The sequence below is a fragment of the Deinococcus hopiensis KR-140 genome, from assembly GCF_900176165.1.
GTDB lineage: Bacteria > Deinococcota > Deinococci > Deinococcales > Deinococcaceae > Deinococcus > Deinococcus hopiensis.
This window is the reverse complement of sequence record NZ_FWWU01000009.1, coordinates 2,273,986-2,288,355: the sequence shown is the minus strand read 5'-3', so window position 1 is coordinate 2,288,355 and position 14,370 is coordinate 2,273,986. Positions and strand designations below refer to the sequence as shown.

Here is a 14,370-nt window from a genome sequence, read left to right as displayed (position 1 = left end):
AATCTTTTTGAAACGAAAAGCAGAAAAACCTAGAAGAGTTTGAAGCTAGATGCAAAGGAGCGCAAACCGTTAGACAAATCGAGAACAAAAAGCAGAGTTGGCCTTGACGCCCTGATCTTTCTCGCGCAAGGTGACCGCATGACTGCGCCCTCCCTCCTGCCCACTGTCCGGACGACTTGCCCGTACTGCGCGGTCCAGTGCAATTTCGATCTGCATCTGGAAAATGGCCTGCCTGTCAAGGTCACGCCGACCAAGGACTGTCCGGTCGCACGGGGAACGGTATGCAAAAAGGGCCTCGCCGCCCTCTCGGACCTGCGCCATCCGGACCGATTGACCCATCCCCTGCTGCGGAAGAATGGTGAGCTCGTGCCCGTGGGCTGGTCTGAGGCACTGGCTTATGTCCGCGGGGTGCTGGGACCGTTGGTGCAGACGCGCCCGCAAGCCGTCGGCGTTTTTGGCAGCGGCAGCCTGACCAACGAGAAGACGTACCTGCTGGGCAAATTCGCCCGACTGGCGCTAAAGACGCCGCACATCGACTACAACGGGCGCTACTGCATGGCCTCGGCCAGCACGGCGCTCAACCGCAGCGTGGGCTATGACCGGGGCCTCGGCTTTCCCCTGGCCGAGATGGGCACGAGTGACCTGATCCTGCTCGTCGGCGCCAATATTGCCGAGACGTTGCCGCCCATCATGCAGTACCTCAAGGCGGCCAAGGACCGGGGCGGCGTGGTGTACGCGATTGATCCGCGCGCCACCACCACCACCAAGGTGGCTGGCCGGCACCTCGGCCTGCGCCCCGGCACCGACGGCGTGCTGGCGCTGGGCCTGCTACACCTGATGAAGGTCTGGGGCAAGGTGCGCCCCACCGCGCCGTCTCACGGCATGCTGGAGGCGCTGGCCCAGGCGGACGCCTACCCACCCACCCGCGTGGCCCACGAGTGCGGCATTCCCGAGGCCGAGCTGCTGGCCCTGGCCCGCGCTTACGCCGAGGCGCACAAGCCCCTGATTCTGACTGGCCGCGGGGCAGAGCAGCACGCGCACGGCACGGACACCGTGCAGGCCTTCCTCAATCTGGCCTTTCTGACCGGGCACTTCGGCAAACCCGGAGGCGGCTACGGTACCCTGACCGGCCAGGGCAACGGCCAGGGTGGACGCGAGCATGGGCAGAAGAATGACCAGCTTCCTGGGGCCCGCAGCCTGCGCGATCCCCGCCACCGCGTGGAGATGGCGGCGCTCTGGGGCTGTTCAGAAGGCGATCTGCCCCAGCCCGGTCACAGCGCCCAGAACCTGCTGAACGCCTGCGGTGGCGAGATCGAAGCCCTGATCGTGCTGGGGTCCAACCCGGTGGTCAGTGCGGCGGGAGCAGGGCAGATCACGGAGCGCCTCAAAGCCCTAAAGCACCTCATCGTCATCGATTTTCTGCCGAGCGAAACCGCCCAGATCGCCACCCTCGTGCTGCCCGGTTCCATGTGGTGCGAGGAGGAAGGCACCACCACCAACCTCGAAGGGCGGGTTCAGCGTCGCCGCAAGGCCATCACTGCGCCCGGTGCGTCACGCGAGGACTGGCGCATTCTGTGTGACCTCGCCGCAGCCGTGGGCCGCCCCCAGGGCTTCACCTACGCCACCTTCCGGGAGTTGCAGGACGAATTCTTCCGCGCCACAAAGGGCGGCAAAGCCGACTACAGCGGCCTGAGCGCCGAGCGGCTGGACCGGGCCTCAGCGCAGTGGCCCGTGCGCCACGCTGACGGCCCCGATACGCCCTACGCCTACGCGCCCACCTACCCGACGGCAGATGGCCTCGCCACCCTGCATCTGCCGCGCCTTCCCGCCGTCAGCGCCTCCTCCCGCACACTGACCCTGACCACCGGGCGGCTGGGCAACCAGTATCAGAGCGGCACCCAGACCCGGCGCAACGCGGCCCTGCGCGCGGAGGCCACTGCCCAGATGCACCCCGACACCGCCGCCGAGCACGGCCTGCGGGCGGGCGAGCCGGTGACCTTGCGAACGGCGCACGGTGAGACCACCTTGCCCGTGGTCTTGACGCCAGGGCTGCGGCCCGACACCGTGTTCCTGCCCTTCCACTGGCCGGAAACCGCCAACCTGCTGACCGATCCAGACACAGTGGATCCCCACTCGCACATGCCCGCTTTCAAGGCCACGCCCGTCACGCTGCATCCCGTGCCTGTGACGGTGCCCGCCTCCCGCGTGGGAGCCCACAGGCAGGTGGTCCCCGTGTAGCGGCTTCCCCTGCGCCTGCCTGTTGTCCGGCTTCCTCCCGCTCCTTCCTGAAGAGGTTTCCCCATGACGCACACCTCCGCTCCCGTGCCCGCCAGCTCCGCGTCCCTCACGCCGGAAGCCCGCCGCGTCGTGACCGCCAGCACCCTGGGGTTCACCCTGATGTTCGCCGTGTGGGTGATGTTCGCCATCGTGGGACTGCCCATTCGCAAGCAGCTCGGGCTCAGCGACGCGCAGTTCACGCTGCTGACGGCCATTCCGGTGCTGACCGGCTCGCTGCTGCGGCTGCCCACCGGCATCCTGGCCGCGCGCTTCGGTGGCAAGGCCACGTTTACGGTGGTGACGCTGCTGACCGCCGCCTTCTCGCTGGCGCTGGCCTTCGTGAACACCTACCCGGCCCTGCTGACGCTCGCGCTGGGGGTGGGGCTGGCCGGGGTTAGCTTCGCCGCCGGCAACGCCTGGATCGCCCAATGGGTCCCCACTGCGCGGCAGGGCCTGGCCCTGGGCACCTTTGGCGCGGGCAATGCCGGGGCGAGCATCACCAAGCTGATCGCGCCGCTGCTGATCACGCTGGTGCCCGCCGGACTGCTGGTCCCGGGGGGCTGGCACTTCGTGCCCTTCCTGTTCGGGGTACTGCTGCTGGCCTACGCGCTGGGACTGCACCTTTTGACCCCCACGGACCAGGGGAACGTCACACCGCGCCCGCTTACCGAGTGGCTGCGGCCCCTGACCCAGGCGCAGGTATGGCGGTTCGGACTGTACTACCTGGTGTTTTTCGGAGCCTACGTCGCGCTGAGCCTCTTTCTGCCCAAGTATTACGTGGACCACTACGGCGTGCCCCTCGCGGAAGCGGGGCTGCTCACGGCGCTCTTTATCTTTCCCGCCAGCCTGCTGCGGCCGCTGGGCGGTTACCTGAGTGACCAGTTCGGCCCCCGGAGCGTGACTGTCGCCTCCTTTGCGGTGATGTTGCTGGGCCTGCTGCCCCTGACGCGCGAGTTGCCCCTCAGCACCTTCCTGATGCTCAGCACCGTGGTGGGCGTCGGCATGGGTGTGGGCAAGGCGAGCACCTATACGCTGGTGGCACAGTGGTACCCCGGGCAGATGGGTGTGGTGGGCGGTCTGGTGGGCATGCTGGGGGGCCTGGGCGGCTTTTTCCTCCCGCTGGTCTTTGCGGCGATGAAGCCTACGCTGGGGGCACAGGCGGCGTTTACCGTGCTGCTGACGGTATCGGCCTTCAGCACGCTGGTGTTTGTGGCGAGCATGCTCCGGCTGCGTGCCCTGGGGCGGCGGCCGAATTTCGCCTGAGTTGAAGGGGGCGCGCTCGTTCGGGGTGCCCCCTCCCCAGCCCCCTGCTGCGCCGGGGACAGAGGGAGCTTTTGGCTCTGCTCCGCAGCTCTACGGGCCGGAAAGCCTTGGACCAGGCGGTCTGAACGGCGCGGGACCGGGTGCTCGGGCTTGAAAAGTGGGGACAGGCGTCCCACTCCAAATTTTTTCTGGAAGGCAGGGGCTCGCGATTCTCCCGGAAGCGGACAGCTCCGCTTAACCCTTCCCCAACCCCCGGCACTTCGCCCGGCTCCGCGTGCCAGCATAGGGCATGACCGATCCCGGAGACCTCGCCAATACCGACGCCCACGAGAGCGGCGACTTTCCCGACACCAAGCGGGTCAACCCCGGCAAGGGCGAGGAAAAGCTCGAAGAGGCCCTGCACCGCAACGACAAGGACGAGGGCAAGCGGGCTTCGGAAACGCCTGATCCCCTGGACCTGTAGCCCTGACCAGCAGAAGGCCCCAGCCCTCCACTGTTGGAGGGCTGGGGCGCTGGCTTGCCCGCCTACTCGCGTCGGTAGGCCACCCTGCCGTTGACCACGGTCAACGTCGGCCAGCCGCGCAGCATCTCGCCCGCCCAGGGGGAGAATCTGGCCTTGCTCTTGAATTCCGCCGGGTTGACCGTCCGCTGGGTCTGGAGGTCCAGCACCACCAGATCGGCGGGTGTGCCCGCCTCCAGCGTCGGCTCAGGCCAACCCATCACGCGGGCGGGGGCCTGGGTCATCAGGTCCAGCAGTTTCTCCAGCCCGAGCTGTTCGCCGAAGCGCGTCCACATCAGCGGAAAGGCCAGCTCGATGTAGGCGATGCCGAAGGGCGCGTCCAGCAGGTCCCGTTCCTTCTCCGCGCGGGTGTGTGGGGCGTGATCGGTGGCGAGGCAGTCCACCGTTCCGTCGAGCAGGCCGGCAAGCAGGTGCTGGGCATCGGCCTGGGTGCGCAGGGGCGGCGCGACTTTATAGATGGCGTCGAAGGACCGCAGCGCCTCGTCCGTCAGCGTGAGGTGGTGGGGACAGACCTCGCAGGTGACGGGCAGGCCGCGTTTCTTCGCCTCCCGCACGAGGTCGAGGGCGCGGGCGGTGGAGAGGTGCTGAACGTGCAGCCTGGCTCCCGTCTGCGCCACGATCTCAATGTCGCGGGCCACCCGGGCCGCTTCCGCTGCCGCCGGGTTTCCAGGCAGGCCCAGCGCTTCGGACACGGGCCCCTCGTTTATCACGCCGTCCGCACGCAGCGTGGCGTCCTCGGCGTGGACGCTGATCACCATGCCCAGGCTGTGGGCGTATTCCAGACCCAGCCGCAGCACGCGCGCGTTCTCGTTTGTGCGCCCGTCGTCGGTGAACATGGCGGCGCCCGCGTCCTTCAGAAAGGCGAGTTCGGCGAGTTGTTCGCCCTTCTGGCCCTTGGTGAGGGCCGCAGCAGGCTTTAGGCGTGCAAAGCCCAGCCCCTCCGCCTTCTCGATCAGGGCACGCACGATGGCCGGGTCATCCACCACGGGCGACGTGTTGGGCATCGACACCACCGTGCCGTATCCACCCGCCGCCGCCGCCGCGAGGCCCGAGGCGAGGTCTTCTTTTTCCGTCTGTCCCGGCTCGCGCAGGTGCGCGTGGAGTTCGGTCAGGGCGGGGGCGAGGGTGCCGCCCTGACCATCGATGACTTCGCCCTCGTGCGGAAGGTTCCAGCCCTTGATGACGCCGTGTTCGACGGTGATGGATTCGGGTTGGTCGGAGCCAGGGCGTTTGATGTTGGTGATGGTGAGTTGTGTCATTTCAGTCCCTTCAATGCCGCCGAAGCTCTGGCTCTTCGGCCCTTCCCCTTGGCCCGCAGCGCTGCTTGCAAAGGGGAGGCTGGGCGGGGGCAAGTAGGCCAAGCTCCGGCGTGGTCCGCGGAGGAGGGCAAGTTCCCCTGTAGGCGTTCAAATTGGCCACACGCCTCCTTACCCCCGCCCTCTGCCCTTGAGGAAAGAGGGCGCAGAGCTATTCCCGTCCCACCAGCAGGTGGTACAGCACGCTCATCCGCACGGCCTGACCGTTTTCCACTTGCCGCAGAATCCGGCTCTGCCCGCCGTCGGCCACGTCGGAGCTGATTTCCAGGTCGCGGTTCATGGGGCCAGGATGCAGGACAATCGCGCCGCTCTCGGCCTCAGCCAGCAGGGCGTCATTGACCTGGTACGTTGCCGCGTATTCCTGCAGGCTGGCGAGGTAGCCGCCGCTCATGCGCTCCTGCTGGAGCCGCAGGGCCATGACCGCGTGGGCCCCGCGCACGGCTTCCTTCGGATCGGTGCTCAGCGTCACGCCGGGCAACGCGGCGAGGTCCACCGGAAGGAGGGTGGCCGGGCCGCACAACACCACCTTCGCGCCCAGCTTGGGCAGCAGTTCGGCGTTGGAACGGGCCACACGCGAGTGGCGGATATCGCCGATGATGGCGACGGTTTTGCCCTCCAGACTGCCGTATTCCTGCCGAATGGTGTAGGCGTCCAGCAGGGCCTGGGTGGGGTGCGCCCGGCGGCCATCCCCCGCGTTGATAACGGGCTTGCCGCTGTAGCGGGCCACCAGATGCGCCGCGCCGCTCGCCGGGTGCCGCACGATGTACGCGTCCACCTTATAGGCAGTCAAGACTTCCACCGTGTCGCGCAGCGATTCGCCCTTGCTCAGGCTGCTCGCGCCCGCCGCAAAGCTCACCACGTCGGCACTCATGCGCCGGGCGGCGAGTTCAAAGGACACGCGGGTGCGGGTGCTGTTCTCGAAAAAGGCGGTGCAGACGGTGAGGCCCTGCAGGGCCGGGACTTTTTTCACTGGTCGGTCCAGCACCTGACCCATGGTCTCGGCGTTGTCCAGCAGGGCGGTGAGGCGCTCGGGCGTCCATTCCGTGAAGTCCAGCAGGTGTCGGGGACGGGAGGCGGAGGGGGTCACTGGGTCACCTCCAGGTCATGCAGCTCCACGATGTCTGCGCCGTCCGTCTCGGCCAGCTTGACCTTCACCATCTCGCTGCGGGCGGTAGGGAGGTTTTTACCGACGTAGTCGGCACGAATGGGCAGTTCACGGTGGCCCCGGTCTACCAGTACGGCGAGTTGAATGCCTTCGGGGCGGCCCAGATCAATCAGGGCGTCCAGCGCGGCGCGAACCGTACGCCCCGTGTACAGCACGTCGTCCACCAGAATGACCCGGCGGCGGGCCAGGTCGAAGGGCACGTGCGTCTCGCGGATGATGGGTTGGTGCGCCACCTCAGAAAGGTCGTCGCGGTACAGGGTAATGTCCAGCATGCCGGTGGGTACGTCCACGCCTTCGAGTTCGCTCAGTTTGTCGGCCAGCCGCTGCGCGAGCGGAATGCCGCGCGTATGAATGCCGATCAGCGCCAGGTTCTGCGCGCCCTTGTTGCGCTCGACGATCTCGTGCGCGATGCGCGTCATGGCGCGGCGCACTTCGTCGGCGGTCAGGATGGTGGCCTTGGGCGTCATAGGCCCACTTGGGGGCGCACAGGGCCTGAAGTGCTGCCGCGCTCCGCCCTTTGCGTTTCGTCCTCTGCCATAAAAAAAACGCCGCTCAGCGCACGCTGACGGCCCATAAAATTACGCTGCATCGCTTGCTCCTTCTCCTGCCTCACGGGGCGGGTGCGGCCTCACGGGACCGCTGAGAGAGGGTTGGATTAAAGCTGGAGCCACTCGCTCCACGCCTGGGGGAGTGTACACCTCGGCAGGTCGAACGGCAAAGGGAGACTGCCGGGGGTGGAGGAGGGGAAGTCGGCCCTCCTCCCTGGGCCACTTTCCTTAAAGCGCACTAAACTTGACACAAAGACACTCAGGTTTTAGACTTTTGGCAGTTGAGCGCCCGACACTCAAGGAAGATGCACTCCTGAGGCGCGCGGCGCTCCGAATCACTTCAGGAGGTTTCACCATGATGCGGTTTGATCCTTTTCGTGAAATCGAAGAACTGACCCAGCGTATGGACCGCGCTTTCGGCGGAGCCGTGAACGGCCAGGCCGCCCGCCTCGCCCCGCCCATCGACGTGCATGAGGACGAGCAGGGGCTGGAACTGGCGCTCGACCTGCCCGGCGTGCGCCCGGAGGACATCCAGATCGAGGCAGAGAACAACACCCTGAGCGTGCAGGCGCAGCGCAAGTACAACCGCACCGAGGGCCGCACCGCCCACCGTGTCGAGCGGGCCTACGGCACCTTTGCCCGCACCTTCAGCGTGCCCAGCAAGTACGACCTCTCCAAGGTGGAGGCCGATTTCGATCACGGCACCCTGACCCTGAAGGTGCCTCGCAGCGAAGCCGCCCAGAAGCGCACCGTTCAGGTCCGCACCAGCACGGGGGGGCAGCTCAGCGTTCCCAAGACCGTGGACGCCGAGCAGGCCCAGGGCCAGCAGACGCAGGCCCAGCAGGCCTAAGGCCCGGCCCCTCACCCGGATGCTCTCCCCACCCATCAGGTGGGGGTGTTTTTATTGGACGCACGCTCCAGACCCTTGCGCAGGTGGTCGCTCGGCCTGGCCGGTCTGCCCCACCTCCAGGTGGTCGCCCGTCACCGCGTGCCCGTAGACGCCGAAGCGCACGGGCTCTCCGGGATGCCGGCGCGTACTCATGCGGACCAGCGTGGCGAGCGGTTCGCGGCCCACCCGGGCGTCGTGCAGATCGATGTTGGGCATCACGCAGCGCACGCAGGGTTGACCCAGCCTCACCTGCATGCCTCCCGTCCAGGTCAGCGTCGCGGCGCGTTCCTCCAGGAAGGGCAGGGTGTCTGGTCCCGCCGCCTCAATCAGCAGGTTGGGGCGAAACCGCTCTACTTCAGCCTCGGGGTGGCCGTGGGCCTGGAGTTCGCCGTTGAGCGCCTGCAGGCTGCCCGTGGACAGCACGTGCAGGCGCTGAACACCTTCCCGCCCCTGGGCTTCCGGCCCGAGGCGGACCAGGCGGAGGGGCTGACCCAGCGTCCCAGTCAGCCAGGCCGCCGCCCCGTCGCCCGCGTCCTCGGCGGGGAAGACCTCGTTGACCTTCTGCCCATCGTTCCAGATCTGAACCGAACATCCGGCACGGGGAGCGCCGAGCGGTACCGTCAGGGGGAAGCACCCCGGGAAATGTAGGGTCAGCGTCGCCCGCGTGAGGACGGGCTGCACCAGCGCCAGGCGTGGCAGGGCGCCCTGCCACGTCACCTCGCCCGCCGCATTGACGATGGCCCACTCCCGGTCTCCGGCCAGGCCGCCCCAGGCATTCGGCCGGGCTTCTTGTACAGCGGCGCCCGCCAGAGACTTGACCGGGTACAGCCACAGGCCCACCAGCGAAAAGGGAATCGGTGGTGGGGTCACGGCGCTCCCGGGTGTCGCCCGTTCAGAGCTGGCTTGGGGCACTTGGTGGTCATCGCTGCGGACATTCTGGTACTCCGAAAAGGAGCGCGCGGAGCCCCGCCCTATCCCACCCGCTCTGTCCCCCGCTCATACAGCCGTTGCCGCTCGCGGAAGCTGGCCTTCTGCTCGGCGGTGGTCTGGGCGAAGCAGTGCTCGCAACTCACGCCCCGCTCAAAGTGTCTGTGCCGCGTTTCTTCCGGCGTCAGCGGCCCGCCGCACGAGTGGCACATCTCGCCCCCTCCCGGCGTCAGGCCGTGGCCCACCGTCACCCGGCCGTCGAACACGAAGCACTCGCCCTCCCAGCGGCTCTCCTCCACCGGCACGTCCTCCAGGTACTTCAGGATGCCGCCCCTCAGGTGGTACACGTCCGCAAAGCCCATGCCCAGCAGCAAGCTGGTGGACTTCTCGCAGCGGATACCGCCCGTGCAGAACATGGCGATCTTGCGGCCCCGGCTGTCCTGAAGGTGCTCGTTCACCCACGCTGGAAACTCGCGGAAGCTGCCGATCTCGGGATTGACTGCACCCTGAAAAGTGCCTGCCTTGACCTCGTAGCGGTTGCGCGTGTCGATCACCAGCACGTCGGGATCCGCGAGCAGCGCGTTCCAGCCTTGCGGCTCCACGTAGCGCCCCACCTGCGCGAGGGGCTCGGTCGGCACACCCAGCGTCACGGTCTCCCGCTTCAGGCGCACCTTCAGCCGCTTGAAGGGTTTCTCGGCGCTCTGCGACTCCTTGTATTCCAGGCGGTCAAAGCCGGCTTCCAGCAAAAAGGCGTGCAGTTCGGTAATTGCCTCGCGCGGGCCCGCCACCGTGCCATTGATGCCCTCGGGCGCGAGGATCAGGGTGCCGCACAGCTCCAGGCGTCGGCCCAAGTTCAGCAGCGCTTCGCGCAAGCCCGCCGGATTGCCCAGCGGGCGGAACTGGTAGAGGGCAGCGACGGTGTAGGGAGCGGCGGGGGATGGAGCGGACATCAGCGGAGATGATAGCGGGGGTCCGCGGGGGGAGAGGCTGCCCATCTCTCTTTCGGGCATGGAGGGTAAGCCAACGTTCCCATGTAGAAGGGGCGCGCTCCTCTGCTACCCTCCTCCCCAGAATGCCCACGCTCCTCGCCGCCGAGTTCGTCTCGCTCACCTTTGGGGAGCGGACCGTGCTGGACGACGTGTCGTTGACGGTAACGTTGGGCGAGCGCGTGGCTCTGCTCGGGCGCAACGGAGCGGGCAAGACGACGCTGCTGCGGGTGCTGACGGGCGAGCTGCGGTCCGAGGAGGGCCGCATCTGGCAGGCGCCAGGACTGCGCGTGGCGGTCCTGGCGCAGCATCATGCCCATCCGCCGGGCCTGACGGTACGCGAACTGGTGGACGCGGCGCACCCCTACCGCGAGCTGGAGACCGAACTGCTCGCGCTGGAGGCGAACCTGGGGGACCCGGACGCGCTGGCAGCCTGGAGCACGCTCCACACGCGTTTGCAGGACGCCGAAGCCTACACCTGGCCCACCCGCACCGCCCGCATTCTGGGCATGCTTGACCTCACCCGGTTCCTGAACCGCGAGGCCGCCACGCTCTCAGGCGGCGAGCGTACGCGCCTCGCCCTCGCGCTGGCGTTGGCCCGTGAGCCGGACCTGCTGATCCTCGACGAGCCGACGAATCACCTTGACGTCCGCATGCGTGAATGGCTGGAGGGCCTGCTGCGCGCCTTTCCTGGCGGCGTGCTGCTTACCAGCCATGACCGCGATTTTCTGGACGCCGTGGCGACGCGCAGCCTCTGGCTGGAGGGTGGACGGGGCACCGAATACCCGGGCGGTTATTCCCGGGCCGCCGCGCAGCGGGAGCTCGAACGCCGTACCCAGATCCACGCGGCGCACGTCTCAGCGCGCGAGGCCGCCCGCTTGGCCGGAAGCGTGGAGCAACTGGACCGCTGGGGCCGCCGCTCCCGCGCCCTGAAGACCCGCACCGCCCGCCTGCCCGTCACCGAGGCCCCCCTGCCCGAGCGGCAGATCCGGATGCGCCTGCTGGCCGGAACCGCTCGGGCGCGGCTGGTGGCCTGGGGTGAGCACCTCTCCAAGACCTACGGCGAGCGGGCCGTGCTGGAAGGCGCGGCCTTCAAGCTGCGGCAAGGCGACCGGGTGGCCCTGATGGGCGCGAACGGCACGGGCAAGACCACGCTGATGCGGCTGCTGGCCGGAGAACTCTACCCCGATCCTGGCCCGCCCGAACCCGTGCTGCGGGTGGCGAGCGGCGTGACAGTCGCCAGCCTGGACCAGACCTGGCACGGCCTGACGCCGGGCGAGGGGCTGCACGCCCAGTTCGAGCGGCAGTTTGGCAACCGCACGAACGGCCTGCTGGGACGCGCGGGCTTCACCGCGCAGGACTGGCCCAAGACCCCCGAAGTGCTTTCAGGCGGTGAGCGGGCGCGGGCAGGGCTGGCCCTCGTCAGCGCGCTGCGCGCAGACCTGCTGCTGCTCGACGAGCCCACCAATCACCTCGACGTGGAGGCCTTGCAGGCGCTGGAGGGGGCGGTTCACGCTTACGCGGGCGCGGTGGTGATCGTGACCCACGACCGCCGCTTTGCCCGCGAGGTCGCCAACCGGCTGTGGGTCATTGAGGACCGGACGCTGCGCGAGCCGCAGGGCTGGGGCTCACGCGAGTACAGCGATCCCGCGCGCACGCTGACGGGCGATCCCCCACCGCCACCGCCGCTGCCCACCGCCCGGCAGCGTCTGGTACCGGTGGAAACGCAACTGGCCGAGGTTCGCCGGGAACTCGACGCCGCGCCCGGCACGCTCACGGGTCGCGAGGAGGCCCGGCTGCGCGCCCAGGCCCACCAGCTTCGGCAGCATCTGTATGGGCTGTACGCCGAAGCCTACGGTGCGGCGCAGTTCGACGAGGAAGTGCGCGAGCCGCCCCTCACCGTCCGTGCTCAGCGCCTCGGGGAGCGGGGCGGCATGTTCTGGCCTGCCCGAGACGAGTCCTGCCCGCATCTGGCCTGGGACGGCGAAACGTTGCGCTTTTCCGCCCCGGTGCCCGATTGGTACGGAGCGGCGCTGCTGGGCGCGGCCCTGCGCGTTCTCTTCGAGCGCTGGAATGCCCCGAAGGCGCGGCTGGGCGAGGGTGGGCCGGTGCTGCGGCGGCGGGCCTATTTCGAGCGGACCGGGCAGGTGACCCGGTTCTGAGAGGTGGGACCGAGGGTGGGGGTGGGCCTTCAGGGTGCTGAGGGCCACACTCCCCGCTATACTCCCGGTCATGGAAGATCTCATCAAGGGTCGTCTGGGCGAGGCAGACGGATACATGATCCGCTGCGCCATCGACGGCGACAGAATCTCGGGCCGCGCGGGCGGCAGGCTGCACGGCAAGGACATCGACCTGGAAATCACCGAACGGGGCGTGCAGGGCACCGTTGGCAGCGAACCCGTGCGTGTGGAACTGGAAGAGGGCGAGCTGCGCGGCAACGTGGGCAACCAGAAGCTGGTGTTGCGCGGCGTGGACCGCGTGACCGGCTTTTTCGGCGAGCCCATTGTGGGCTGGAACGTGGTGGCGCAGCAGCAGGGCGAGCAGCTCGTGGGCCAGCTCGGCTCGACGGTGCTGGGCCGTCCCTTTACCCTCTCCCTGGGCTCTGCACCCGGCTGGGTGGGCACATTGATCGCCATCGTGGCCTTTTACGCGCTGGAGCCCCGGGCGAGCGTGAGCGCCAGCCGGTAAGGAAGCGGCCACTCGCCAGCAAGATCAGCAGCAGACGGAAACGCCCCAGCCACGGCTGGGGCGTTTCCGTTTGCTGGCGAGTGGTCACCCTTATACGGCCGACCCCATTGTTGACGAAGTGATACGGTTTCCGTCCCCTCCGCTCCGGTGATTCTGCGCCTCTCCGTCACCGTTTTTCTGCTCGCTCCGCTCGGGTTGGCCCGTGACTGCATTCCGGATCAGCCGAAATCTTTACGGTTCAGTCCAGGCGGACTTGCAAAGCTGCGAAGCGCAGCGGGCAGGAGAAAAACCGGTTCCGGGCATGGAGTCGGCACACCGGTGGGTTGCGGTTTGCGAACGAAACACGCGGAATCCGGTTGAGAGCATGTGTCAACGTGCGGACTTCTTTCTGACCGGGCACGGCGAGCGGAATGCGCATGGGGGAGAATGGGGCGCCGTGGGGGTGCCTTTTCACGCGCGGCGCCATTTGAACAGATGCTCTACGCCGCCGCTCGCCGCACTGGAGCCGTGATGTTCGCCGCGAGCAAGGCCCCTGCCCCCGCCAGTACCGCCGCCGCGAGAAAGGCCGCGCTGTAGCTGCCCAGAGCGTCGCGCGACACGCCGCCCAGCCAGGAGGCGAGGGCCGCGCCAACCTGGTGGGCGCAGAAGATCCAGCCGTAGACCGTGCCCACGTTCGCCCGCCCGAAGGTGTCGGCAGTCAGGGCGATGGTAGGCGGCACGGTGGCGATATAGTCCAGGCCAAACAGCAGGGCAAACGCGGTCAGGCTGTAGCCCGGCGGCACGAAGGGCAGCAGCGCCAGGCTGACGCCCCGGAAGGCGTAATAGGCCCCCAGCAGGAAGCGGGGGTCCACCCGGTCCGTCAGGTACCCGCTGGCAAGGGTGCCCACGAAATTGAAGGCCCCCATCACCGCCAGCATGCCCGCCGCGAAGCCCGGCGTCAGGCCCAGGTCGCCGCAGTAGGCGATGAAATGGGTGCCGATGAGGCCATTGCTCGTCGCGCCGCATACGAAGAAGGTGGCCGACAGCAGCCAGAAGTCGCGGTGGTGCACGGCCCGGGCCATCACGTCGGCCTCGGGCACGGAGGCGGTGATGGCGTGGGCGGGGGCCGCGTCCCCGTCGGGGTGCTGGCCCACCTCGGCGGGACTGTCGCGCAGCCACAGCCACACGGCGGGCACGAGGCCGAGCGCGGTGGCGGCGATGATCCAGGTGCCTCCGGTCCAGCCCATCCGACCGGCCCACGCGGTGAGCAGCGGGATGAACATCAGTTGCCCCGCGCTTGTGGCCGCCCCAAAGAGGCCGGTGACCAGGCCGCGCCGCCGCACGAACCAGCGCGTCGCCACGGTGGCCCCCAGCACGCTGCCCACCAGGCCGGTGCCCAAGCCGCTGAGCAGGCCCCAGCTCAGGTGCAGGCCCAGTGCCGAGTGCGCCTGGGTGCTCAGGCCGAAGCTCAGGGCGGTGAGCAGGAGCCCCGCTGCCCCCACCCGGCGCGGTCCCAGGCGGTCCATCAGCCACCCGGACAGGGGCGCGGCGAGGCCGAACATGACCAGGCCCAGGCTAACCGACAGCGACAAGACGCTGCGACTCAGGCCCAGATCCCGCGCCATGGGCAGCAGGAAAACGCCGGGCGCGCTCCGCGCACCGGCCGCGATCAGCAGCGCCAGCACCGTGATGCCCACCACCCACCAGCCGAGAAAAAGACGTGGAGGACGTTCGGACGCAGGGGTCATGCATCCAGTGTAGAGCGCTCCGGTACAGGCCGGGGCGCTCCTCGGTGGCGCGGACCGCTCTCCG

The 14,370-nt window shown here is 68.3% G+C and carries 12 protein-coding genes; 6 read left to right on the top strand and 6 right to left on the bottom strand.

Annotated features, from left to right (window positions below):
• Positions 1-138 precede the first annotated feature (138 nt).
• The 3 genes from B9A95_RS24470 to B9A95_RS34125 all read left to right on the top strand — a co-directional run bounded on the left by B9A95_RS24470 (position 139) and on the right by B9A95_RS34125 (position 4,003).
• Entirely contained in the window at positions 139-2,238 is a 2,100-nt protein-coding gene (locus B9A95_RS24470; protein WP_084049654.1) for a molybdopterin oxidoreductase family protein, read from the top strand.
• Between the two features lie 63 nt (positions 2,239-2,301).
• On the top strand, positions 2,302-3,540 hold the full coding sequence (locus B9A95_RS24465; protein ID WP_084049653.1) for an MFS transporter: 1,239 nt from the start codon (positions 2,302-2,304) through the stop codon (positions 3,538-3,540).
• Positions 3,541-3,829: 289 nt separating this feature from the next.
• Positions 3,830-4,003 (top strand): hypothetical protein, encoded by a 174-nt coding sequence (locus tag B9A95_RS34125; protein WP_170928765.1) that lies wholly within the window; start codon positions 3,830-3,832, stop codon positions 4,001-4,003.
• A gap of 62 nt (positions 4,004-4,065) precedes the next feature.
• Here B9A95_RS34125 and B9A95_RS24460 read toward each other — a convergent pair whose 3' ends face one another.
• The 3 genes from B9A95_RS24460 to pyrR all read right to left on the bottom strand — a co-directional run bounded on the left by B9A95_RS24460 (position 4,066) and on the right by pyrR (position 7,008).
• A complete protein-coding gene (locus B9A95_RS24460; RefSeq protein WP_084049652.1) occupies positions 4,066-5,319 on the bottom strand; it encodes a dihydroorotase in 1,254 nt (417 codons plus the stop codon).
• A 208-nt stretch (positions 5,320-5,527) separates the two neighbouring features.
• Complete coding sequence (locus tag B9A95_RS24455) at positions 5,528-6,463, bottom strand: aspartate carbamoyltransferase catalytic subunit (protein WP_084049651.1); 936 nt, start codon at positions 6,461-6,463, stop codon at positions 5,528-5,530.
• Positions 6,460-7,008: a bifunctional pyr operon transcriptional regulator/uracil phosphoribosyltransferase PyrR gene (gene pyrR / locus B9A95_RS24450; protein ID WP_084049650.1), complete on the bottom strand. Its 549-nt coding sequence runs from the start codon at positions 7,006-7,008 to the stop codon at positions 6,460-6,462. The genes B9A95_RS24455 and pyrR overlap by 4 nt, the downstream gene beginning before the upstream one ends.
• 436 nt (positions 7,009-7,444) lie before the next feature.
• Between pyrR and B9A95_RS24445 the strand changes: the two genes are divergently transcribed.
• Positions 7,445-7,939: an Hsp20/alpha crystallin family protein gene (locus B9A95_RS24445; protein WP_084049649.1), complete on the top strand. Its 495-nt coding sequence runs from the start codon at positions 7,445-7,447 to the stop codon at positions 7,937-7,939.
• A gap of 51 nt (positions 7,940-7,990) precedes the next feature.
• Here B9A95_RS24445 and B9A95_RS24440 read toward each other — a convergent pair whose 3' ends face one another.
• Positions 7,991-8,848: an MOSC domain-containing protein gene (locus tag B9A95_RS24440; RefSeq protein ID WP_139806970.1), complete on the bottom strand. Its 858-nt coding sequence runs from the start codon at positions 8,846-8,848 to the stop codon at positions 7,991-7,993.
• Positions 8,849-8,949: 101 nt separating this feature from the next.
• Complete coding sequence (trhO, locus tag B9A95_RS24435; protein WP_084049647.1) at positions 8,950-9,855, bottom strand: oxygen-dependent tRNA uridine(34) hydroxylase TrhO; 906 nt, start codon at positions 9,853-9,855, stop codon at positions 8,950-8,952.
• 122 nt (positions 9,856-9,977) lie between these two features.
• Between trhO and B9A95_RS24430 the strand changes: the two genes are divergently transcribed.
• On the top strand, positions 9,978-12,053 hold the full coding sequence (locus B9A95_RS24430; protein ID WP_084049646.1) for an ABC-F family ATP-binding cassette domain-containing protein: 2,076 nt from the start codon (positions 9,978-9,980) through the stop codon (positions 12,051-12,053).
• A gap of 70 nt (positions 12,054-12,123) precedes the next feature.
• Positions 12,124-12,579: a hypothetical protein gene (locus tag B9A95_RS24425; protein ID WP_084049645.1), complete on the top strand. Its 456-nt coding sequence runs from the start codon at positions 12,124-12,126 to the stop codon at positions 12,577-12,579.
• Between the two features lie 479 nt (positions 12,580-13,058).
• Here the strand turns inward: B9A95_RS24425 and B9A95_RS24420 are convergent, their stop codons facing one another.
• Positions 13,059-14,306, bottom strand: a complete 1,248-nt coding sequence (locus tag B9A95_RS24420; RefSeq protein WP_084049644.1) for an MFS transporter — start codon at positions 14,304-14,306, stop codon at positions 13,059-13,061.
• Between the last annotated feature and the right edge of the window lie 64 nt (positions 14,307-14,370).